This window comes from Corallococcus carmarthensis (assembly GCF_003611695.1).
Classification (GTDB): Bacteria; Myxococcota; Myxococcia; order Myxococcales; family Myxococcaceae; genus Corallococcus; species Corallococcus carmarthensis.
Window position 1 is genome coordinate 1 of record NZ_RAWE01000050.1, and the last position, 22999, is coordinate 22999.

Consider the following 22999-nt stretch of genomic DNA (forward strand, 5'->3'; position numbering starts at 1 on the left):
CGCCCCCGGTGGGCCCGGTGGAGACGGGGCTCCTGGCCCAGCTGGCCCCCGCCGTGGTGCCCCAGGTGCACTGGCTGCCCGGAGGCGGGGCGGTGCGGATCCTCGAAGGGGGTCCCCCAGAGGGAGCGCACTCCACGGTCGTCTTCCTCCACGGGCGTGGGAACGCGGCGACCCACTGGTTTCCGTACCTGACGGCCCTGGCCCGGCACCACCGGGTGCTGGCCCTGGACCTGCCCGGCTTCGGACAGTCCACCCCGGCGGACGTGCCCGTGCGGTCGGCGGAGGACGCGGTCCGCTTCTTCACGGGGCCGGTGGAGGAGGCCCTGGGGATGCTGGCGCCGGGGCCGGTGTCGGTGGTCGGCCACTCGCTGGGCGGACTGGTGGCGCTGGAGCTGGCGCTGCGCGGCACGGTGCCGGTGAAGCGGCTGGCGCTGGTGGACGCGATGGGGTTGGGGCCGGAAATGCCACGGGCCTCGCGCCTCTTCTTCCGCGCGGGGCCGGAGCGGCTGGCGCGCAACCTGGGGCCCTGGGCGATGGCGCGGATGCTGCCGCCTCCCCCCACGCCGCTGGGGGAGAAGCTGGGACAGCTGGGCTACGAGCTGTTGAGCGTGCCCGGAGGCAGGCCCGAAGCGGCGCAGGCCTTCAACGCGCTGGTGCCGCTGACGGGTCCGGTGTTCCACCGCCGCGAGCGGCTGGGCGAGGTGAAGGTCCCCGTGCTGCTCATCTGGGGTGAGCAGGACGAGACGCTGCCCGTCTCCCTGGCGGACGAGGCCGCGCGAGGGCTTGCCCAGGCCCGCGTCCTGCGCGTGACTTGCGGACACAGTCCGCAGTTGGAGCATCCCGAGCGCGTGCTCCCCGAGCTGAAGGCCTTCCTGGGCGAGGAGCCCTCCGGCCATTGAGCGGGCGCGGCGTCCCCGGCGTCACCCGAACCGGGTACAGTCCGCCGCCGTGCCGAAAGACTTCCTCGACTTGGAGGCGACACCAGAGCGGCTGCACGCGCTGGCGGACGCCGGAATCCTGAGCCCGGACGCGTACGGGCGAGCGCTGCACCTGGCGGTCGCCACGCCGTCGCGGCCCGCGTGGCGCGCGTTCCTGTCCACGACGTTGATGGCCCTGGGCTCGCTGCTGGTGCTGGCGGGCGTGGTGTACTTCTTCGCCTTCAACTGGGCGGAGCTGGGGCGCTTCTCGAAGCTGGGCCTCGTCTCGCTGGGCATCGCCGGGGCGGCGGTGGGCGCGTGGCGGCTGGGCGACAGGCCCGCGGGGCAGTTCGCGCTGCTCGCGGCCGCGGTGCTCGTGGGCCCGCTGCTCGCCGTGTACGGGCAGGCGTACCAGACGGGCGCGGACCCGTATGAGCTGTTCATCGGCTGGGGCGTGCTCATCCTGCCGTGGGTGGCGCTGGCGCGCTTCACGCCGCTGTGGATGCTCCAGGTCGTGCTCGTCAACACGGGCGTCATCCTCTTCTGGGGCCAGCGCATGGGGAGCTCCTATTCGCGCGACTCGGTGCTGGCGCTGTTGCTGGGGCTGATCAACGGCTTCGCCTGGGCCACCTACGAGCACTTCGCCAACAGGAAGGTGTCCTGGCTCCAGGGGAGGTGGATGCCGCGCGTGCTGTCGCTCATGACGCTGATGCCGCTGGTGGGGCTGGGCATCCTGTTCATCGTGGACAACCGTGGGCACTCGCTCACCGGAGGCGTGTCCCTGCTGCTGACGCTGGGCGCGATGGTGGCCATCTACGCGCTGCACCGGCACCTGCACGGCGAGCTGTTCCTGCTCACCGTGGGCGCGCTGTGCGTCATCACGCTCGTCACCACGGCGGTGGGCTACTTCCTCATCGAGGTGACGCGCGCCGAGGAGCTGACCCTCTTCATCCTGCCCCTGCTGCTCATTGGCGAGGTGGGGCTGGCCGTGTTCTGGCTGCGCCACGAGTCGCAGGTCACGGGCGTTTCGGAGGAGACCTGATCATGGCCCTGCGACCGACAATTCAAGACGTGCTGGCGGGGCTCAAGGCCGAAGGCCATGTGGACGCCGAGGTGGACGCGCGCGCCCGCACCACCCTGGAGATCCGGCAGAAGGCCGTGGGCGCCTCGCCCTGGTTCGTGAAGGCGCTGGCAGGAGTGGGCGCGTGGATGTCCGCCGCCCTCATGCTCAGCTTCTTCGCCTGCGTGGGCCTGTGGAAGGAGGAGGCGGCGCTCACCGGCCTGGGGCTCGCGCTGGCGGTGGCGTCGGTGTTCCTGCGCCGGAGCACCCGGGGGCCCTTCATGGAGCAGCTCGCCCTGGCCTTGTGCATGGCGGGCGTGGGCGCGTTCCTGGCGGGACTGGGAGCCATGGACCAGGGCACCATCACCCTCGCGTTCACGGGGATGGTGGTGTCCCTCGCGCTGCTCGCCGTGTTCCCGGACCTCATCCTCTACTTCCTCGCGACGGTGGGGATCTGCGTGTCCGTTGGCGTGCTGGCGCTGGAGACGGTCGGTGGCTCGGGCGTGGACGTGTGGATGCTCGTGTGCGCGGCGGCGCTCGCGGGCATCCTGCTCTTCGAGCCCCGGTTGCGGCGCGGGCAGCTGGGCGCGCGCGTGGGCCCCATCGCCTTCGCGCTCGCGTGCGCGGTCCCCGGGTGGTTGCTGTTCCGCAGCTTCGAGAACTCCCAGGAGGGCTTCCACTACGTCTTCCGCTTCGAAAGTGAGTTCGTGCCAAGCGCGTACCTCTCCCTCGCGCTGGCGCTCCTCGCGCTGGGAACGGGGTGGCGGGTGCTGCGTGAGATGGGCCTGGAGCATGAGAAGCGCGTCTGGATTCCAGCGGCCTGCGCCCTCGTGCTGCTCACGGTGATGACGCTGAACACGCCCGGCGTGCTCGTGGCGGCGCTGATGCTGACGCTCGGCTTCCACCGCCGCAGCCGCGTGATGCTGGGGCTGGCGGTGGCGTTCCTGCTGACGTTCGGCGCGTACTACTACTACGACCTCCACATCACGCTGCTGGCCAAGGCGCTCGCGCTCGCGGGCAGCGGGCTGGTGCTGCTGGGCGTGCGGCAGTTCTTCCTGCGGCGTGAATCCGCCGTGCTCGCGGAGGCCCGATGAAACGCGGCGCCGTCATCTTCGGAGGGCTTGGGCTGGTGTTCGCCGCGCTCGCCTTCCTCGTCGTGCAGAAGGAGACCGTGCTGAAGCGGGGGCAGCCGGTGTTGCTCCGGCTTGCCCCGGTGGATCCGCGCTCGCTCATCCAGGGCGACTACATGGTGCTCGACTACGCCATCAACCAGGGCTGGCGCGAGGGCCGCGAGCAGCCCCAGGAGGACGGCAACGTGGTGGTGCGCCTGGACGAGCACGACGTCGGGGAGTTCGTGCGCTACGAACCGCCGGGCACCGCGCTCGCGCCCGGCGAGGTGCGCGTGCGCTTCCGCATCCGCAACTCGCAGATGCGCCTGGGCGCGGAGGCCTTCTTCTTCCAGGAAGGCCACGCGGAGCGCTACGCGAAGGCGCGCTTCGGCGAGCTGCGCGTGATGGACAACGGCACCAGCGTGCTCGTGGGCCTGCGCGACGAGAACTACCAGCCGCTGGGCAGCGCTCTCCAGTGACGGCCGCGCCCCGGTCTCCCGGGGCGCAGTGCCTCAGTCCGCGTCCTCGTTCTCCAGCAGGTCGGAGAAGGGCGAGCCGTCCTCGCCCAGCGCCTTGTAGAGGCCGTCCACCTTCTCCAGCTCGCGCTTGAGCGCCTTGTGGTGGTTGCGGTTCTTCACCAGGCTCTCGCGGCCCAGCAGGCGGAAGGCCTCGTCGCGCCCCACCTGGCGGATGGCCATGCCCAGCACCAGCCCGCGGAAGCCGTCCGCGTAGTCCAGGTCCAGCGGCGAGCCGCGCCTGCGCGCCTCGCTGACGAACGCCTGCGCCGCGGCCCGCATCGCCTCCGGCAGCGGACGGCCGCCCGGGGCCTGCTCGTAGCCCAGCGCCTGCGACACGTGCTTCTCCTGCAACACGAGGTCGCCGGTGCTGCCCGCGTGCTCCACCATCGCCAGCGAGTAGGCGCGCCGCACGATGTTGTCGAGCTGCCGCAGGTTGCCCGGCCAGGTGCTGGTGGTGAGCAGGTGCTCCGCCTCCGGCGCCAGGCGCGCGGAGCCCTCCGGCAGCCGCTCGCGGTGACGGCGGTTCACCATGTACCGCGCCCAGAGGGGAATCTCGTCCTGCCGGTCCTGCAGGGGCGGCATGCGCACCGGCAGCACGTTCACGCGGTAGTACAGGTCCTCGCGGAAGCGTCCGGCGCGCACCTGCGCGTGCAGGTCCGCGTTGGTGCCGATGATGAAGCGCACGTCCGCGAGCTTCTCGCCGGTGCCCTCGCCCAGCGGCCGGTAGCTGCGCGACTCCAACAGGTGCAGCAGGCCCGCCTGCGCCTTCAGCGACAACTTGTCGATTTCGTCGATGAACAGCGTGCCGCCGTCCGAGCGGGCCACCACGCCCGGCGCGTCGCGCACCGCGCCGGTGAACGCGCCCTTCTTCCAGCCGAAGAGCTCCGCCATCTGGAGGTCTTCCGGCACCGTCACCAGGTCCAGCGTCTCGAAGGGCTTGCCCCTGCGGCCGGAGCGCTCATGGCACCAGCGCGCCAGGCGCGACTTGCCCGCGCCCGTGGCGCCGCTCACGAGGATGGTTTCGTCCTGGAGGGCGAACACGCGCAGGATGGGCAACAGCTCCGCCATGGAGCGGCCCACCACGGGGAGGAACTCGTCCACCTCCGGCGTGGCCACCGGCCGCTGCGGCAGCGCGGTGAGGTACGGCGCGGCGATGTCCGTGAGCAGCTGGAGCAGGTCCCCGGCGTCGCGCCAGACGAACTCCTGCCCCATGGCGGCCAGACAGTCCGCCTCCAGCGAAATCATGCCCTCCATGCCCGAGGGCGTGCGCAGGGGCAGCACGCAGACGTGCGTCGCGTGGCGGCCCAGGAAGCGCTGCTTGCTCTCGTTGCTGTGGAAGCCCGCGAGGCCCGGGTCGCCCGTCACCGGCGCGTCCGGGGCGTGCGGCTGCACCGTGCCGATGTTCACATCGATGGACACCGCGCACCGGTGCTCCACCACCGCGCGCCAGGCCGTGGCGGAGGTGAAGAAGGGCGTCCCGACGCCCGCGTCCGTCACCTCGCGCGCGCCCACGTCCAACGCCGCCAGCCGCCGGTACGCCTCGCCGGGACGCAGGTGGACGATGCCGCGCAGGACCCGGGCCCGGCCCGCGTAGCGGCTTGCGGCCACCGCGGCGTCCGCCACGGCCAGCATGCGACGCAACGTCGCCGCCGCCGCGGTCTCGAAGTCCCTGGAATCCCGAAGCGCGGCCATGAGCCGCGCCAACTCGTCTTGCATCCCCACGCCTCCCGTACGGAAGCCGCGCCACCGCCGACCGGCGCAGCCGTCCAGAAACCAGACGCGGACTCTATCGGAGATGACGGGGAGGTGCGGATTCAGATGGAGAGCGCGGAAGGAGCGGCCCCTCCTTCCGCGCTCCGGATGCATCTGGATGCGGTACACGCCGTTGCCGGCGTATGGCCAGACGCTATTGCGGATGCCGTGCCAGGAAAGAAGCCCAGTGATTTCGCGGAGTCACGAAGAGCACGCCTCCAAGTTGCGTCCTACTGGAACGCAGGCGCGTCCGGACGGAACGCAAAACCCGTCTCGTTTGAGCTCCAATGCCTGACGGACGACCTCCCGGACAGGCAGACGTCCGGGTCATTCCATACCAGTCAGGGAGAAGTGGGGCAGGCTCCAGCCGCGCCAGACGCTGACCATGCGCAGCGCGAAGCAGGCCGCGCCGCCCACCAGGGCCATGGTGCGCGAGGGCAAGCCCAGGCGCTGGCCGGCCACCATGACGAGTGCCCCGGCGAGCGCCGCCACGGCGTAGATGTCCGCGCGCAGCACGGTGGGCACGTGGTTGAGGAAGAGGTCGCGCAGGGTGCCGCCGCCGGAGCCGGTGATGGCGGCCATGAGCACGGCCATCAACGGACGCAGGCCGAAGTCCAACGCCTTGCGGGCCCCTGCGATGGCGAAGAGGGACAGCCCGGCGGCATCCAGCGTGACGAGCAGCAGCGGCGGCACGTACGTCACGAAGCGGTGGAGGAAGAGCACCGTCGCGCCGCCCGCGAAGGCGACCATCGCGTAGCGCTCGTCCCGGATGGAATTGGGAGGCGTCGCGCCGATGAGCAGGTCGCGGAGGATGCCGCCGCCCAACGCCGTGGCGAACGACAGGACCATGATGCCCAGTGGGTCCAACCCGCCCGCGATGGCCGCGATGGCGCCCTCCACCGCGAAGACGTAGGTGCCGGCGAAGTCGAGCCCCAGCAACAGCCGCGCCTCGCGGCCGTCGAGGAGCGCCTGCGTCCCTGCCACCGCGGAGGGTTCCATCCCGGCGACGCTAGCACCCGCGTCCCGGAGGCCCACGTCACGGCGCGGGCGCTCCATCCACCGAACGACACCGCGGCAGCGCGTGCGGCGTCAGACCTTGGAGCCGGCGTCCGGCTTGAGGACGAAGACGCGGTCCAGGCGCGGGCTGCCGCGTCCCACGGGCGAGTCCAGGTCGTAGTCGAAGTCGAACGTGGCCGCGACGCGGAGGCCGGACTTGCGGAACAGCCGCTTCACCTGGGCCTCGTCGTACGTGCGGAAGTACCACGTCGTCTCGATGAGCCAGTCCTTGCCGGGTCCGGTGACGCGCAGCCGGTTGCGCATGGGCGAGCGGCGCAGGCGCTGCTCCGGCAGGCCCTCGTGCGTGTTGCACACGACCTTGTCCTGGCCCACCTGCCCCACCCAGCGCTCGTGCTCCGGGCCCGAGCGCGCGTAGTCGGTGAGGTGGAAGCCCAGCACGTAGATGCCGTCCGGATTGAGCAGGCGGCGGGTGCCCGTGAGGTGCTCCACCGCGGCCTTCTCGCTGTCCAGGTAGCGGAAGGTGGAGACCAGCGTGTGCGCCAGGTCCACGCGGCCCTCCAGCGCCGGGTCGAAGAAGTCCTCCATGCGCGCCTGGGACAGCTTCACGCGGCGGCGCTCGGCGGGGGACAGCCGCTTGCGCGCGTGCGCGAGCATGGCCTCCGACAAGTCGTAGCCCGCGACCTTCAGCCCCCGGCCCGCGGCCTCCTCCACCAGCCGGCCCGCGCCGCACGCGGGCTCCAGCCACTGATTGCCGCCGGTGCCGTAGCGCCGGCTCAGCACCTGGAGGAAGTCCGCCTCGCGCACGGTGTCCGTGCCGAAGATGGCCTCGTAGTACTCCGGGTGCTCGTACCAGTCCTTGCGTCGTTCCATGGTGTCTTCAGTGGTCCGTGTGGCCCAGGAGCCGCGCGAGCACGAACATCACCAGCAACCCGGCTGCCAATGCCACCAGGTTGCGGCCGGGCTTGTCCCTGCCGTGCTTGTTCACGTGCGGCAGCAGGTCCGACACGGCGATGTAGAGGAAGGTGCCCGCGGAGAAGGCCAGCGCCTTGGGCGCCAGGGACTGGAAGCTCAGCACCGCGTCGAAGCCGAAGTAGAGCACCGCGCCCACCGGCACCATCAGGCCGTACAGCGCGGTGTACGCCAGGATGGTGCCGCGCTTCTTGCCCTCCGCCTGGAGGATGGACGCGAGCGACAGCGACGAGGGCACCTTGTGCGCGGTGATGGCCAGGAGCGCCATGGCGCCCACGCCCTCCTTCACGGAGGAGCCCAGCGCGATGCCGTCGAAGAGCGTGTGCGTGGACAGGCCCAGGAACGCGCTGAAGCCCAGCGCGTGGCCGTGCACGTGCTCCGCGCAGTCCGGCGGCTCTTCACAGGCGTGGGCGACGAGGTAGCGCTCCAGCACCAGCACGAAGAGGAACCCCATGGGCACGAGCGCGAAGGCCCACCAGCCGCCGCCTTCGTACGCTTCCGGGAGCATGTGGAAGAAGGCCGCGCCGAACATCACGCCCGCCGCGAAGGCCAGGAACGTCACGAGCCGCGTGGACCGGTCATTGAAAATGACCACCCCCGCGCCGGCCAACGCGCTCACCACGACGATGAAGGAGTAGAGGACGACTTCGGCCACGACCGGCGACATGGGGCGCGCACCCTACTCCCAAAACGACGCCGTCAGTAGCTTCGCACCACCAGCACCTCCACCCGCCCCGGCTTCACCTCCACCAGGTGCGTGCTGGGCCGACCCGGTGCATCCACCTGGACGGTGTGTTTTCCCGGAGGAAGCCGGAAGCGCGCCACCTGGAACTCCGCCGGCAGTGAAAGCCAGGAGCGCAGGTCGGGCTGGTTGCCCGCGTTGAGCACCAGGAAGGTGAGCACGCCCAGCTCCTTGCTCTTCGTCAGCGCGCCCACGCCCGCCGCCACGCCCGCCTTGGCCACCGCGCCCGCGAGCTGCTTCGCCAGCATGCGGCCAATGCGGTCGTTGAGGTGCACCTGGGCCACGCGCGACAGCGACGTCACCGTCACCGCCCGCTCCGCCTGGCCCTCCACCGACACGCGCACTGGCGGTGTGCCGCCGCGGTCCCGGTACACGGGCACCTCAATCAGGTCCCCGGAGTCACCGTAGTCGCGCGACGCGCGCTGCTTCTCCGGCGACAGGCCCGCCTCCACCACCACGACGAGCTGGCCGTCACCGGGGCCCATCGGGTCATGCGCCACGTCCGGGAACTTCTGGGACAGGGTGTCGTAGGCGTCATCGCGGCCCGTCTTCTTCGCCAGCCGCAAGAGCGGCTCCACCAGCCCGTCCAGCCGGGGCTCCAGCTCGTACGCCTTCATGTAGTCGATGAAGGCGGAGTCCCAGTCGTGCTGGTCCTCGTACAGCACGCCGCCCAGGTAGCGGGCGATGGCGAGCTGCTGGTAGGGCTTCTTCTCCTCGATGATCATCTTCTCGATGCGCTCGTTGACGCGGCGGGCCTCCACGAGCGCGTCCTCGTCCCGGCCCAGCTCCGTGTAGTTGAGCGCCTGGAGGACGGAGATCATCAGCTTCTCGAAGTCCTCCCCCCGGTAGGCGCGGCGCCGCTCGTTGCTGAGCAGCACCCCGGCCTCTTCACTCACGGAGGTGATGTCCAGCTGCGAGCTGAGGTCATCCGCCTGGGCCAGCACCTTCGTGCTCTCCTCCCACTGCCCGGACGCGTGCAGCACCATGCCCTTGTCCAACAGCAACAGGAGCTGGTCGCGCTCCGGCGCTTCCTTCTGCTCGTCGTCCAGCTCGCGCAGGGCGCGCGGATAGTCGGAGGACTGGTACGCGGAGCGCGCGGAGGCCGTGCGCGCCACGTAGTCACTGGCGCATCCGGTGCCGACGCCCAAGGCGCTCAAGGCCAGGATGAACAACAGGCCCCAACGCCCCCCCGCCGGAGAGGCGGAGATGCGCGGGGCCTGGGATGCGATGTCGGAGAGGTTGGACACGGCGGACGGCTACCAGCTCACGCCCTGCTTCTCGAACTTCTTGCGGATCTGCTTCTCGTCCGTCCACGCCAGCGTTCCGGTGCGCACGTCGTTCAGCTTCGCCGTCATCTTGTAATAGACGAGCTTGTCGCGGCCGACCTCCTGGATGATGGACGCGAGGTCGCCCGTCATCAGGAAGTCCACCGACGCCTGCTGGCCCGGGGCCTTGGCGGCGTTCGGGTTCACGTAGCCGGACTGCTGGTACTCGTACTCCTCCGCGATGTCCTGGCGCGCGGCCTGGTCCACCAGCGCGAAGCGGCCCGTCTGGGCGAGCGCCGTTTGAATCTTGTCCGCCAGCGAGCGCATGTCGATGTGCTCACTGGTGCTGTTGCGCAGCTTGCCCACGAGGACGATGGGCAGGGGCTGGCCCTGCGGCGGGGCCTGCACGAAGCGCGGGGAGCTGGCGAGCGACTCGGCCATCTTCTTCGCGATGAGCTGCAGGTCGTTTTCGTTGAAGCGGTCCCCCAGCATCTCGATGGTGTTGGGGTCTTCGTAGGTACCGCGCGTGAAGGCGCGGGGGCCTCCGCAGCCGGCGAGCGACACGGCGACGAGGGCGGACAGCAACAGGCGGCGGGTGTTCATGGTCGGGTCGACTCCTAGTTCCATTCGCATTCGAAGCGGCTGCCTTCGAAGTTCCACTTGTAGGCAAGCACCGCGTCGCGGCGGTAGCCGGCCGTCAGCCGGCAGAGGCTCTGCAACGAGGCGCGCGGATAGTCGAAGCTGTACGTCTGCGCCTTCGCGCGCTCCTGCGGGGTGAGCTGCGAGGGGTGCGTGAGCGTGGGGCTGGCGCTGGCGGCCACCATCACGCGGTGCGCGCCGTACGTCTTGAGCGGCACGTGGCCCGCGAGCTGGATGCGGCGCACCGTGCGCGCCACCATGATGTCGCTGCGGTCCACCATGGTCTCGTGGCTGTTGCGGCGCTGCAGCAGCTCCGGGAGGTTCGCGGAGAACACGCGGGTGATGTCCCCGTCGTCCACGAAGAAGTAGAGGAACGCCTCGCGCGCGGTGCGGCTCTCGCCGGTGAAGTCCAGCGTCACCAGGATGTCCAGCTGCCGGTTGGGCGCCAGGCCATGCCGCGACACCGCCGCCAGCACCGTCTTGTCCACGCCCGCCTTCTTCAGGCGGATGAGGCCGTCCGCGCTCGCGTCGCAGGCGCAGCGGCGCTCTTCGATCATCTTCACCAGCTGCGCGGGCTCGAAGCCGGCCTGGGACAGCTTGGTCAGCTCCTCGTCGGTGAGCGGGAGCTGATCCGAGCGCTCATAGATGCGCGGCAGCTGGTTCGGGTCCCACTGGATGATGTTGTAGGTCTGCACATCCCCCGACGGGAACGGCAGTGACACGGACGGCGCCGCGGCGCGGGGCGCCTGGGCCGTGGTCAACGCGACAGCTGCGGCGAGCAATTGAGCGATCATGGCGTGCAGTTAGAACCGGTAGCCGACGTTCATGAACAACCGGTTCGTCACTCCTCCTCCCCCGATGGGAATGTCCGGCGAGTAGTGCAGGCCCATGAGCACGCGGTCGCGGCGGTCCAGGAAGATCTCCGCGCCCACCTGCGGCGACAGGGCGAACCGCAGGCCCTCGCCCTCCGGGATGACGATGGCGCCCGCCTTGAGGCCGAGCGTGAAGGACAGCGGCCAGCCCCAGGTGCGGAAGGTGGGGCCCACGTTGCCGATGAAGCGCCCACCGTCGAACACGTATCCGGCGCTGGCGTCCAGCCGGTACCAGTCATCGCCCCAGAGGGACAGGGTGGCGCCCACGAACAGCGGCGGGCCTTCCGGCGCGCCCGCGGGGTTCTCCCGCGAGTTGATGGCCGCGCCCCAGTCGAACTGGAGCGACACACCCCGGCGGTTGTCGCCGTAGCCACCCTTGCCGTACTCCGACTCCTCGGGCCCGTCGGTGCGGCCCCGCTCCTGGGCGCTCGCGGTGAGCGGCGCGGCGACGGCCAGGAGCGCCAGGGCTCCGCACAACGTGACAGGACGCTTCATCTGATGAACTCCCCAGCGTGGGTGCGACTGCTCTTACGCGCGTCATACGCCGCGATGGGCGCCATATTCATCGTGTGGCGAGCGTCCGTGCAAGCGGCCGTTTTCCCAGGCGGCCCGGGGTCAGGCCCGGGGCTCCGGGGCGCCCTGCGTGGCGTCCAGGGTGTCCTTGGAGGGCGGGGCCACGGCGGGACGGGACTCGCTGCGCACCGTGGGCAGCCATTGGGGCCGGGTGCGGATGAAGAGCACCAGCCGCTCACGCACGAGGAAGCGCAGGTCCCCCAGCTTGTCGGAGTTGGCCGCGCTCACCAGCGCCCGCAGGGTGAGCGTCTTGTCCATCACGTCGAAGACGACCAGCGTCTTCACCCGGCCATCCCACAGGTGCTTGCCTTCGTGGGTGAGGATGCGGTCCAGCTCCGCGCGCAGCGCGTCGATGTCCGCCATGTAGTCCACCTGGAGGATGACCGTGCCCAGCATCTCCGGAGAGCCCTTGCTCCAGTTCTGGAACGGCTTGTCCAGGAACTGGGTGATGGGGATGACCATCCGGCGCTGGTCCCAGATGCGCAGCACGACGTACGTGAGGGTGATCTCCTCCACCGTGCCGAACTCGCCCTCCACCAGCACGTTGTCGCCAATGCTGACGGGCTGGGTGATGGACAGCTGGATGCCGGCGAGCAGCGTGGACAGGGACTTCTGCGCGGCGAGACCGATGGCGAGGCCGGCGATACCCGCGGAGGCGAGCAGCGATACGCCGACGTTGCGGACCACCTCGAACTGCATGAGCAACAGCGCGGCGGCGATGACGTAGGTGGCGACCTCGAACACCGCGCGAAGCACCGCCAGCTGCGTGCGCAGCGAACGGGCGCGCGGGTGGTTGCCCGTCTCGGAGGTGACGCGGCTCTGGACGAACGCCTCCGACACCCGGAGGAAGCGCAGGATGAACCACGCAACCGCGATGATGACGAGCGAGTAGCTCACCCGGTCGCTCAGCAGGCGCAGCTTGGGCGGCAGCAGCAGGAACGAGGTGCCCAGCGCCAGCAGGAGCGAGAAGAACGGCAGCCGCAGAGGGCCCCGGCCCGCGCTGACGAGCTGGTCATCCCAGGCGATGCGCGTCCAGCGCGCCACCCGCAGCGCGGCGGACAGGAGGAGCTTCTCGATGAGGTACGAGAAGATCCACGCGCCCAGCAGCGTCACGGCGAGCCCCAGCCACTGCCACAGCTCCAGCCCCAGCACCGTGCGCTCGAAGAAGACGGCGGGGAGCGTTTCGGTGAGCAGCGGGCCGTACTCCTCGAAGAGCGGGTCCACCATCTTCACCGTGGACTCCGCCAGCACCCAGGTGGGCGCGCCGTCCACGGTGATGCGCTGCAGCCGGATGGGGATGGAGTCGCCCTTGAGCGGGATGGCCCCCAGCGACACGAAGCGCGAGTTGGCGGACTCGCCTTCCGGCGTCTTCGGCAGGACGGACGTGTCCACCGACAGCTCGCGGTCCAGGACGAACTTCATCTTCCGCGCCAGCTGGGCGCCCTGCGCGGGCTGCTCGGCGGCCGGGAGGTGGTCCAGGTAGAGGTAGTGGGCGGCGCGGGCGTACTCCCCGCGATGCACCGCGTCCAGGAAGCCCTGCGCGGTGGCGCGCGGCGACGTGCGGTCGAGGTCCTGAGGGACCTCACCCAGCCCTCCGTTCAGAGCGAAGACAGGGAGGCCACCGAGGACGCACCCCAGGAGAACGAGGGCCACCAGGACCCGGGAGGCATGGCGCTTCATGGGCGCCTCCTTACTCCGTGTCCCTGTCGGTTGTCCGGGAAAGACGGTGGGTGATTCCGAGCCCGCCCGGCCGCTGGGAAGCCCGGGGTCGAAAACAGAAAAGCCGTGCCGGAACGCGACACGGGAAAGCATTGGTACGCCGCTGGGTGGTGGGCTAGAACCGACCCCCAAGGAAGGTCGCCGTGTCCGAAGAGAAGCGAAGAATCCTCCTCATTGACGACAGCGAGATCACCCTCGCCATGGAGAAGGCCGTCCTGGAGGCGCGGGGCTATGAGGTCGTGGCCACCTCCACGCTCATGGAGTTTGAGAAAACGCTTCAGAGCTGGCGGCCGGACCTCATCCTCACGGACATCCACATGCCCGAGGCGAAGGGCACGGACATCTGCCGCACGCTGAAGAACGAGTACAACACGCAGGACATCCCCATCGTGTTGTTCTCCAGCCTGCCGGACGACGAGCTGTCGAAGCTGGCCGAGCAGGTGGGCGCGGATGGCTCGCTCTCCAAGGTGAATGGCCTGGAGGCAATGGGCGAGAAGATCGACGAACTGGTGCAGAGCATCCTCTGGTGATGACGATGCGCGCGGCCGTCCTCGCGGTGCTCGTGAGCGCGCTTCTCACCGGATGCAGACGCCAGGAGCCGCGCCCGCTGGAGAGCGGCGACAGCAGCGCTCCCGGGCAGCAGACCTCCACCGCGACCACCCCCACCGCCGCTCCCCCGGGCGCGGTGCTGTTCATCTCCGCGGACACGCGTGGCTATCTGGGCCCCTGCGGTTGCAGCGAGAACATGCGCGGCGGCATTGGCCGGGCGGCGTTCCAGGTGCAGCAGGCGCGCAAGGGCGGCCAGCCGGTGCACTACATCGACGGCGGCAACAGCCTCTTCGGTGAGACGCACCTCAAGGCGGATCAGGTGCCGCAGGAGGAGCGCAAGGCGAAGGCGCTCGCGGATGCGTTCCGCACCATGGGCATCGCGGCGCGAGCCACGGGCGAATTGGACGACACGCGCGGCGCGGCGTTCCGCCAGGGCCTGGGCCTGCCGGAGGTTCCCGCGGGCGGGGTGAAGGTGCTGGACGCTGGGACGCGCAAGGTGGGCGTGGTGGCGGCGGCTTCCGGCGAAGCGCTGGTGAAGGCGAGCCAGCAGGCGCGCGAGCAGGGCGCGGACTTCGTGGTGGGCCTGTTGGACCAACCGCTGGAGGCCGCGCAGGCCGCCGCCGCGCTGCCGGGCCTGGCCGCGAACCTGGTGGTGGCCACGCACAGCGCTGGTGAGTTCTCCGCGGAGGAGAACCGGCTGGTGCGCTCCGACGTGCCGGCGGTGGCGGTGCAGAGCAAGGGGCGCTCGCTGTTGCGCGTGGACCTGACGTACGCGCCCGCGAAGGGGCCCTTCACGCTCCAGCGCTCGCAGGGGGACGTGGAGCGGGAGGTGGCGGCGCTGGAGCAGCGGCTGGCGCTCCTGGACAAGGAGATCTCCCATCCCGGCATCGACCCGAAGTTGAAGGCGCTGAAGCAGGGCAAGCGCGACGAGCTCGCGGCGCGCAAGCAGGGCTTCCTCACCGCGCCGCCCGCGCCCGCCACCGACGTCAACGGCTTCGCGCTGCGCTTCCTGCCGCTGGAGTCGAACCTGCCCACCGCGCCGGATGCGCAGGCCCTGGTGAAGGCGTACGACGCGGACGTGGGCCAGCTGAACCTCGCGTGGGCGAAGGCGCACGGCCAGGACTGCCCGCTGCCCGCGAAGGGCCAGGCGGGCTTCGTCGGCAGCGCGGTGTGCGCGGACTGCCACCCGGACGCGACCGCCGTGTGGGAACGCACGAAGCACCACCACGGCTGGGAGACGCTGGAGGAGGTGGGCAAGCAGCACCACCTCAACTGCGTGGGCTGTCACGTCACCGGCTGGCAGAAGCCCGGCGGCGTGTGCCGGCTGGACAAGGTGGCGGGGCGCGAGGCCGTGGGCTGCGAGAGCTGCCACGGTCCGGGCTCCCTGCACGCGGACGCGCCGAGCCCGGCCACCATCGTGGGCAAGCCGGGACAGGCCGTGTGCGTCACCTGCCACAACGCGGAGAACTCCCCGCACTTCGACTTCGCCACCTACCTGCCGCGCATCCTCGGTCCCGGCCATGGAGGAACGGGGAAGAGCGGGCAGGCAGGAGAGCCCCCGGCGAAATAGGGTCGCCTGCTCCTACTTTGGGTCCTTCCCCGGGGCACACCACGCGACTTGTTGTTTGACTGTCAAGAAAGCTGGCGAATACTGCGGCCTTCGCCTGCTTCTGGGCGACCTCGCCTGGCGTTCCCATGCCGCCTCTTTCGCTCCTCCTGCTTGCCCTGGCCTCGGTTCCCTCCTCGCAGGGCGTGGCGCCGACACCGGTGCCGCCGCCTGGCGTGCATGCGGTGCCCTCTCCGGAAGCCGCCCTGCTGACGGCGAATGGCAACCTGGCCACGCCTCCGGTTCCCATGGAGGAAGGCGAGGAGACGGAAGAGGTCGAGTCCGAGTCCGCCGAGCTGGAGGAGCTGCGCGCGCTGGAAGGCGCGACGCTGGACCCGGAAGCGAAGCCGAACGCGGAGATGATGCAGTCGCTGCGGCGGCTGGGCCTGACGAACCCGTTGCGGCTGCGAATGTTGGACGCGCTGGAAGAGCCCACCTTCCGCGAGGACGACACCGCCCCGCCGCTGGCGCGCATCACCGACCTGGCGAGCTTCGATATTTCGCAGGTGAAGGACCGCTACGACATCCCGGTGGACATGCAGCCGCGGGTGGCCGAGTACATCCAGTTCTTCCAGGGCCCCGGCCGCAAGTGGTTCCGCAAGTGGATGGCGCGCTCCACGCGCTACCTGCCGGTGATGCAGCCCATCCTGGAGGCGAAGGGCCTGCCCCGGGACACGGTGTACCTGGCGATGATTGAAAGCGGCTTCTCCGCGAACGCGTACTCGTGGGCGCACGCGGCCGGGCCGTGGCAGTTCATCTCCAGCACGGGCAAGCAGTACGGCCTCAAGCAGGACTTCTGGGTGGACGAGCGGCGCGACCCCATCAAGGCCACGCAAGCGGCGGCGGCGTACCTGAAGGACCTCTACGGCGAGCTGGGCCACTGGTACCTGGCGTGGGCGGGCTACAACACGGGCTCGTACCGGGTGCGCAAGATGGTGGAGCGCTACGGGACGAACGACTTCTGGGTGCTGGCGGAGGAGCGCGGGCTGGCGAAGGAGACGAAGCACTACGTGCCCAAGCTCATCGCCGCGGCGCTGGTGGCGAAGAACCCCACCGCGTTCGGCTTCTCCGAGGAGGAGTTCCAGTACGAGTCCACGCTGGAATACGACGAGGTGAAGCTCACGGACGCGACCGACCTGGACGTGGTGGCGCGCGCGGCCGGGGTGAGCGTGCTGGACGTGCAGGAGCTGAACCCGGAGCTGCGCCGCTGGTGCACGCCTCCGGCGACGGCCGCGAAGCCCTACGTGCTGAAGCTGCCGCGCGGCACCACGACGCTCTTCGCGGAGAACCTGCAGAAGCTGTCGCCCGCGGAGCGGCTGACGTTCCGGGTGCACACGGTGAAGCGCGGCGACACGCTGTCGCAGATCGCCGAAAAGTACGGCACGGCGCCGGAGGCCATCCTCCAGATGAACCGGCTGAAGAGCGCGCGGACGCTGAAGGTGCGCGCGGAGCTGGTGATTCCGGTGCCGGCGAATGGCCGGGGTGGCAGCGGTGACGCGGGCGGCGCCATCGCGACGAAGGTGGCGCAGGCGCGGCGCAGCGGCGTGGTGGCGACGCGGCCGGAGGACGAGGTCCCGGCGGGCACGCCCCGGGGCCCCGTGGCGGCGGGCCCGGTGAAGACGGAGAAGGTGGATGGCAAGACGCGCGTGACGTACGGCGTGCAGGAAGGCGACAGCCTGTGGCTCATCGCCAACCGCTTCCAGGTGTCGGTGGACGACCTGAAGAAGTGGAACAACCTGCCCCGCCGCAACCGCACGCTGTCGCTGGGCACGCTGCTGGCCGTGTGGCCGCCGGACTCCAAGGGCGCGGCGCCCGCGAAGGTGGAGGAGCGCGGCGGCACCATCGTGGTGGCCACCGCCGTGGCGGGACAGGCGCCCGTGGGCCCCAAGGGCAAGGTGCACACGCTGGCCGAGGGCGAGACGCTCTGGTCGGTGTCGCAGCGCTACAACGTGTCCGTCGAGGACATCATGAAGTGGAACCACATCAAGGACCACCGCACGGTCCCCACCGGCAAGCTGCTGTCGCTGAGCGCGCCGTAGCGGTACCCGGGCATGGCGCGACGGCCGGGACCTTGCAGTCCCCGGCGCCATGCTCGCATCCGCACTGCTTCGAGAGTCGCCGCTTCCTCTCCGTGAAACGCCCGACACGCGCGAACCCGCGCCTGTCCTGTCCGTCCTGCCCCGTGGAGTCGAACGTCCAGGGGACAGGACGGTCTTGGGGGCGAACTCGCTGACGCGCTTCAGCGGGCCCGGTCCGGGCGCGCTGAGCGTCAGCCTGGCACCCGGAACGGAGCGCCCAGGCGGCGTGCCCGAGGCAGCACGGGGGCTGTCCCTCGCGTCCCCGTCCGACGGGGTGTCCGCATTCGTGGAGCGCTCGCGCGACACCGTGACAGACACGGCGGCGACCGTGCTGGAGCATCCCCGCTTCACCGGCTCGCCGCAGCTCGCGGACGTGGCGTCCGGCGCGACGGTGCTGGGCGCGGGTGCACGGGGGGACGGACTTCGTGCGGTGCAGGGCGCGCTCATGGACATGGGGTTCGCGCTGTACGGCGGCGCGGACGGACGCTACGGCCCGGACACGGCCCGCGCGCTCCGCAACTTCCAGGTGCATGCGAGCGCGCTGTTCCCCGGCGTGCGCTCGAACGGGGTGCTCGATGCCGCCACGCTGCGGGCCCTGGAGGCGCTCGCCCCGGCGGCGGGCTCACGAGGGCAATCGCGCGCCCTGCCCTCCCCCTTCTACGCGGGCCAGCCGGTGCGCGTGGTCATCGCGCTGCGCGAGCACCGCACCTTCCTCTTCGACCCGGCGGGCCAGCTCATCGACATCTTTCCCAATGCCGTGGGCACCGCCACCACGCCCACGCACCCGGGCCTCAAGGTCGTCAGGGCGAAGTTGGATCAGGTGGCCACCGAGGACGCGGGGGCACGGCTGTGGAATGACCGGCACGTGTTCGGCGTGCGGCTGCTGGACCTCTCCTGGGCGGATGGCCACCGCAGCGGCGAGGAGCTGCACGGCACCAGCGCCCCCGCCCTGCTCGGGGGCGACGTGTCCCACGGCTGCATCCGTCACGCGAACGAGGACATCCTCGTACTGCATGACGCGCTCGCCGTGGGTGACCGCATCGCGGTGGTGGAGACGCTCCAGGACCCGCACCTGGGCGTCCCCGTCACCGTGGGCTGATGGCCTGCGGCCCGCCGCCGACTGCTCGCCGTTTACTGCTCTTCGAGGAGCATCTTCAGCTCCCGCACGCGCTTGCTGATGAAGTCCCGGTCCAGCTTGCGGAAGTTCTCCGGCAGCAGCGCCCGGCTGGTGCACTCCTGCACCGCCACCAGGTTCTGCATCTCAATCTCCAGCGGGTAGCTGGGCGGCACGAAGTCCGCCAGCACCGCGGCCAGGTCGTCCTTCGTCACCTGGTCGCGCCCGTCCGCCAGCGCGCGGAACTTCGAGCGCACCATCACCGCCTCGATGTCCGCGCCGCTGAAGGCGCGCACGCCGCCGGGGATGAGCGCGGCGAAGGAGTCCACGCCCTCCACCGACACGCCGGTCTTCTTGCTCATCGCCTGGAACAGCTCGTTCCGCTCCTCGTCCGTCTGCGGATAGAAGAGCGCGAGGTGCTCCTCCGCGCGGCCCTGGCGCTTCAGGTCGATGGGCAGCAGGTCCGGCCGAGCCGTCAGCAGGAACCAGACGATCTTGCCGCGGTACTGCGTGTTGCCCATGAAGGACGCGATGGAGCCGAAGATGCGGCTGCTCGTCCCCGAGTCCCCGCCGGAGTCGCGGTTGCCGAGGAAGGTGTCCGCCTCGTCGACCATCACCGCCACCGGCCACAGGGCCTTCAGCAGGTTGAAGATCTTCTCCAGGTTCGATTCCGTCACGCCCTGCCACTGGCTGCGGAAGTTCAGGAACTTCACCACCGGGATGCCAATCTCCCCGGCGAAGCAGCTCACCATGAACGTCTTGCCCGTGCCCACCGGCCCGCTCACCAGGTAGCCCATGGGCATGACCTCGATGCGGCCCTTCTTCAGCGCGGACGCCGCCTGCCGCAGCATCTGCTTGGCGGGCGCGTGCCCGGCCACCGCGTCCAGCGTGTGCGCGGGCTCGATGAACTCCAGGAGGCCATGGCACTCCGCCTGGATGAGCTCCTTCTTCTTCTCCTTGAGCATCTCCGGAGTGATGCGCACCTCCCGCTCCAGCGCCTCCGTGAGCACGCGGTCCAGGTTGATGCGCGACAGGCCGGCCGTCATCTTCGCCAGGCCCGCCAGCGGCACGTCCGACACCGACTGGAGCTTCTTGCCCTCCAGCTTGGAGCGCACGTACTCCAGGCGCTCCTCCTCCGTGGGCAGCGGCAGCTCGATGGGCGCGACGTAGGGGTTGCGGCTGATGCGCGGCGACACGTCCGACAGGTTCTCCGCCAGCAGCACCACCGACACGTCGCCCGCCAGGAACTGCGGGTCGTGCGCCCACTTGTCCAGCGTGGCCACGACGAAGCGGTCCTCCGCGGACAGGTGGCTCATCTCCCCGCCGGGAACCAGCGTCTCCGCGTAGTCGATGATGAGCGCCATCGAGCGGCCCTCGCTCAGGCGCATGCGCAGGAAGTTCTCCAGGATCTGGAGCGCGCGGCCCGGGTCGCGCGGCATGACCTTGGAGAAGTCCGTGCCGTACATCGCGTCGTAGCCCGTCATGGCCCGCGCCAGGTCCTTCTGCGTCTCCGGCGTCGCGGAGCGGATGCCCGACGAGCGGTCGTAGAAGAGGACGTGGTCCCGCCCGCCGAACAGCTCCTCGGACAGGAACGTCTTGAGCGTCCCGAAGCCGCGTCCGCCGTCTTCCAGCTGCAGGGGCTGCAAATCGCGCACGGCCCCGTACAGCAGGAAGGTGCTGACCGTCTTCGTGTAGTACTTGCGCGCCAGTTGCTGCGCCCACCGGGGCAGATCCGCCAGCGGATCCGCCTTGTTCACCTTGCGCACCTTCGTCACGGACATCCCTCCGGCGTCGCTCCCCCCAGGGACATCCGGGGGGAGGACCCCCAGGCCTACCTTAAGTGTCAGGGCCGCGGGGCCGCTAATCGCGGCAGCGCGCCTGCTTCTTCAGGGCTGCTTCCACCTTGACCGTGGAGCCCGCCGGGGACGGCGTGCCCACGGACACATCCGCGTCCGAGTAGCACTTCGCCTTCAGCGTGAGCTCCCGCGTGCCCCACGGCACCCGGATGGTGGCCGGGGTGACGATGCCCAGGTCCTTGTTGCCCTGGAAGATGGCCGCGCCCTCGGGCTCTGACTCGACCCGGACCTCCACGGCCGCGCGCTCCAGCGTCGCCACCACGTCCAGGCCGTTGTTGTTCACCGCCATCTTCTTGATGAACGGCACGTAGCCCGGGGCGGACACCTCCACGAGAGGGGCGTCGTTGCTCAGGGAGAAGTCCCGGAGCACCTGATCCCGGACGCCCTGCTTGCGGGCGACCTGGTTGTCGATCTTCACCTCGGCGTCATCCGGCTGGGTCTTGAAGACCACGACGATCGAGCGCGACTGCCGCTTGAGCACCACCGGCACCTGCGTGGCATTGGTGCCCTCGGACACCGTCACGGGCTGGGTGAAGGCCTCGTAGCCCGGCGCGGTCACCACCACCAGCACGTTGCCCACCGGCATCGGCTTCAGCATGTAGCCGTTCGACGGGAACTTCTCCGGAGGCCCCGGGGGAATGGACACCGCGTTGATGGACACCATGGCGATGTCCTTCGCCTCCTGCGTCTTGAGCTCCACCATCACGTAGCCCTGCGCGGCCTTGCTCGGGGAGAAGACCAGGGCCACGCCCACCAGCAGGAACAGCGAGGCCAGACCCACGACGCCGTAGAGCAGGCGCTTGTCCATGCCCCGCAGGCCCAGGCCCCGGGCAGTGCCCTCCTCGGGCGCGTGCTTCGCGCGGGATTCCTTCGCGGAAGGCTCCCGGCCCTGCGGCGGACGCGGCGGGTTCCCGCCGTTCAGGACGGGGGGCGCGGGCGGACGCGGCGGGGACGGCATCTGTTCCGGCGGAGAGTCCGGCCGGTGCAGGCGGGGCAGCGGGTTGTCGTTGCCCCGGTTGGGCGTCTGCCGGGGCGCGGGCGCGTCGTTGGACATCAACGTGGGCACGTTGGTCAGCGACGGGCGCGGGGGCGCGGCGCTCAGCACCGGCGCGCCGTTCTGGGACAGGCGCGGCGGCCCCGGAGGAGGCAGCGACGAGGGCGGCGGGATGACGGCGGTGCGGCCCGCCACGTCCTCCCCGTCGTCGTCGGGCGCGGCCGGCGACTCCAGCGGCGTGACGGCGCGGCCAATGGCGGCGCCCGGCTGGGTGGTGGGCTCCGGCGCGTCGTTGAAGACGGCGTCGCGGTCCACCATCTGCGTCGCCAGCTCCTCGTCCTCCTTGGGCGAGGGCGCGGCGGGGGCGGCGGTCAGCTTGGGCAGCGCGGCGAGCGTGGGCGAGCGGCGCGCGCCCTGACCGTTGTTGGCGCCGGAGTTGGAGGCGCGCGGCGGCGGCGCGGAGACGGGCTCCACGGCGGGCGCGGAGGGCGCCACCGCCGGGATGTTGGTCATGCTCTGCGTGGGCACCGGGGACGGGCCGCTGTAGCCCGCCTCGATGGCCGCCAGCATGCCGTCCGGCGCGCGGATGTCCGCGTACTCGGCCAGGCGCTGCTTCTCGCGCTCCACCTCTTCGGCGAACGTGGACTTCATGTACTGCATGAGGTCCTTGCGGCCGAAGATGGAATCGCTCGTCAGCAGGAAGCGCTGCAGGTCGTCGCCCAGCTCGCTGGCGTACTGGTAGCGCTCCTCCACGTCCTTCGCGAGCGACTTGAGGACGATGCGCTCCAGCGCCTCCGGGATGCGCCGGTTGTACGTGGACGGCGACGGCACCTCCGCCTTGCGCACCTTCTCCAGCACGGAGAAGTCGCTGTCGCCCACGAAGAGGCGCTCGCCGGTGAGCATCTCGTAGAGGCACACGCCGATGGCGAACACGTCCGAGCGGCGGTCCAGCGGCAGGCCGCGGATCTGCTCCGGGCTCATGTAGCCGAACTTGCCCTTGAGGATGCCGGCCTGCGTCTTCGTCGCCTTGCCCGCCGCCTTCGCGATGCCGAAGTCGATGACCTTGACCTCGCCCTCGAAGGACACGAGCACGTTCTGCGGCGAGATGTCGCGGTGGACGATGTTGAGCTCGCGCCCCATCCCGTCCTTCTTGCGGTGGGCGTAGTCCAGGCCCTCGCACATCTTCGCCACGCAGAAGGCGACCAGCGGCACGGGCGCGGGCTCACCCTTCTTCCGGCAACGGTCGAAGATGGCCCGCATGTCCTTGCCGGGGATGTACTCCATCGAAATGAAGTAGCTGCTGGCGATCTGCCCCAGCTCGTAGATCTGCGCGATGTTGGCGTGGGTCAGCTGGACGCTGATCTTCGCCTCATCGATGAACATCGAGATGAATTCTTCATCTTCGGCGATGTTCGGCAGGATGCGTTTGATGGCGACGAGCCGCTCGAAGCCACTGGCGCCGAACTGTTTGCCGCGCCAGACCTCCGCCATGCCGCCGATGTTGACGCGGTCCAGGAGGAGATACTTCCCGAACGGGATGGGTTGCCGCTTCGGTTGAGAGGTCGTCACTGTGTGTGGGGGTCGAGTCCTTGAGGGGAGCCTATCGATCGCGGCTCCAAAGGGTCAACCGCGCGCGCGGACCTATTTCCG

Annotated in this window: 19 protein-coding genes; 8 read left to right on the plus strand and 11 right to left on the minus strand. The window is 70.2% G+C overall.

All coding sequences use genetic code 11. The features are described from left to right. The 4 genes from D7X32_RS15985 to D7X32_RS16000 form a co-directional block, all read left to right on the plus strand. Positions 1-899 (plus strand): alpha/beta fold hydrolase (locus tag D7X32_RS15985; RefSeq protein WP_244239033.1); only part of this gene is annotated, 899 nt, incomplete at its 5' end. Positions 900-948: 49 nt separating this feature from the next. Beyond that, on the plus strand, positions 949-1959 hold the full coding sequence (locus tag D7X32_RS15990; RefSeq protein WP_120603410.1) for a DUF2157 domain-containing protein: 1011 nt from the start codon (positions 949-951) through the stop codon (positions 1957-1959). A 2-nt stretch (positions 1960-1961) separates the two neighbouring features. Beyond that, positions 1962-3071 (plus strand): DUF4401 domain-containing protein, encoded by a 1110-nt coding sequence (locus D7X32_RS15995; protein WP_120603411.1) that lies wholly within the window; start codon positions 1962-1964, stop codon positions 3069-3071. Further along, entirely contained in the window at positions 3068-3565 is a 498-nt protein-coding gene (locus tag D7X32_RS16000) for a GDYXXLXY domain-containing protein (protein ID WP_120603412.1), read from the plus strand. Before D7X32_RS15995 ends, D7X32_RS16000 begins: the two co-directional genes overlap by 4 nt. A gap of 33 nt (positions 3566-3598) precedes the next feature. Here D7X32_RS16000 and D7X32_RS16005 read toward each other — a convergent pair whose 3' ends face one another. The 9 genes from D7X32_RS16005 to D7X32_RS16045 all read right to left on the minus strand — a co-directional run bounded on the left by D7X32_RS16005 (position 3599) and on the right by D7X32_RS16045 (position 13113). After that, entirely contained in the window at positions 3599-5320 is a 1722-nt protein-coding gene (locus D7X32_RS16005; protein ID WP_120603413.1) for a sigma-54-dependent transcriptional regulator, read from the minus strand. A gap of 363 nt (positions 5321-5683) precedes the next feature. Next, complete coding sequence (locus D7X32_RS16010) at positions 5684-6355, minus strand: trimeric intracellular cation channel family protein (RefSeq protein WP_120603414.1); 672 nt, start codon at positions 6353-6355, stop codon at positions 5684-5686. A gap of 90 nt (positions 6356-6445) precedes the next feature. Next, positions 6446-7243: a class I SAM-dependent methyltransferase gene (locus D7X32_RS16015; RefSeq protein WP_120603415.1), complete on the minus strand. Its 798-nt coding sequence runs from the start codon at positions 7241-7243 to the stop codon at positions 6446-6448. A gap of 7 nt (positions 7244-7250) precedes the next feature. Then, entirely contained in the window at positions 7251-8009 is a 759-nt protein-coding gene (locus D7X32_RS16020) for a ZIP family metal transporter (protein ID WP_120603416.1), read from the minus strand. Positions 8010-8041: 32 nt separating this feature from the next. Then, complete coding sequence (locus tag D7X32_RS16025) at positions 8042-9331, minus strand: COG3014 family protein (protein WP_438358979.1); 1290 nt, start codon at positions 9329-9331, stop codon at positions 8042-8044. Positions 9332-9340: 9 nt separating this feature from the next. Further along, entirely contained in the window at positions 9341-9952 is a 612-nt protein-coding gene (lpoB, locus tag D7X32_RS16030; RefSeq protein ID WP_120528882.1) for a penicillin-binding protein activator LpoB, read from the minus strand. A gap of 14 nt (positions 9953-9966) precedes the next feature. Then, on the minus strand, positions 9967-10782 hold the full coding sequence (locus D7X32_RS16035) for a hypothetical protein (protein WP_120603417.1): 816 nt from the start codon (positions 10780-10782) through the stop codon (positions 9967-9969). A gap of 9 nt (positions 10783-10791) precedes the next feature. Beyond that, positions 10792-11355, minus strand: a complete 564-nt coding sequence (locus D7X32_RS16040) for a hypothetical protein (protein ID WP_120603418.1) — start codon at positions 11353-11355, stop codon at positions 10792-10794. 120 nt (positions 11356-11475) lie between these two features. Next, on the minus strand, positions 11476-13113 hold the full coding sequence (locus D7X32_RS16045; protein WP_120603419.1) for a mechanosensitive ion channel family protein: 1638 nt from the start codon (positions 13111-13113) through the stop codon (positions 11476-11478). 182 nt (positions 13114-13295) lie between these two features. On the opposite strand from D7X32_RS16045, the gene D7X32_RS16050 reads away from it, so the two are divergent. The 4 genes from D7X32_RS16050 (at position 13296) to D7X32_RS16065 (ending at position 18484) form a co-directional block, all read left to right on the plus strand. Further along, positions 13296-13682: a response regulator gene (locus tag D7X32_RS16050; RefSeq protein WP_014398957.1), complete on the plus strand. Its 387-nt coding sequence runs from the start codon at positions 13296-13298 to the stop codon at positions 13680-13682. Between the two features lie 5 nt (positions 13683-13687). Then, entirely contained in the window at positions 13688-15271 is a 1584-nt protein-coding gene (locus D7X32_RS16055) for a cytochrome c family protein (RefSeq protein ID WP_120603450.1), read from the plus strand. Positions 15272-15396: 125 nt separating this feature from the next. Then, complete coding sequence (locus D7X32_RS16060; protein ID WP_120603420.1) at positions 15397-17346, plus strand: LysM peptidoglycan-binding domain-containing protein; 1950 nt, start codon at positions 15397-15399, stop codon at positions 17344-17346. A gap of 265 nt (positions 17347-17611) precedes the next feature. Further along, positions 17612-18484, plus strand: a complete 873-nt coding sequence (locus D7X32_RS16065; RefSeq protein ID WP_439329001.1) for a L,D-transpeptidase family protein — start codon at positions 17612-17614, stop codon at positions 18482-18484. A 32-nt stretch (positions 18485-18516) separates the two neighbouring features. On the opposite strand, the gene D7X32_RS16070 is transcribed toward D7X32_RS16065, so the two are convergent. Beyond that, positions 18517-20274: an AAA family ATPase gene (locus tag D7X32_RS16070; protein ID WP_171447617.1), complete on the minus strand. Its 1758-nt coding sequence runs from the start codon at positions 20272-20274 to the stop codon at positions 18517-18519. 85 nt (positions 20275-20359) lie between these two features. Continuing rightward, positions 20360-22918 carry a serine/threonine protein kinase gene (locus D7X32_RS16075; protein WP_120603422.1) on the minus strand — a complete coding sequence of 853 codons (2559 nt, stop codon included), beginning with the start codon at positions 22916-22918 and terminating at the stop codon, positions 20360-20362. Positions 22919-22999: the final 81 nt, after the last annotated feature.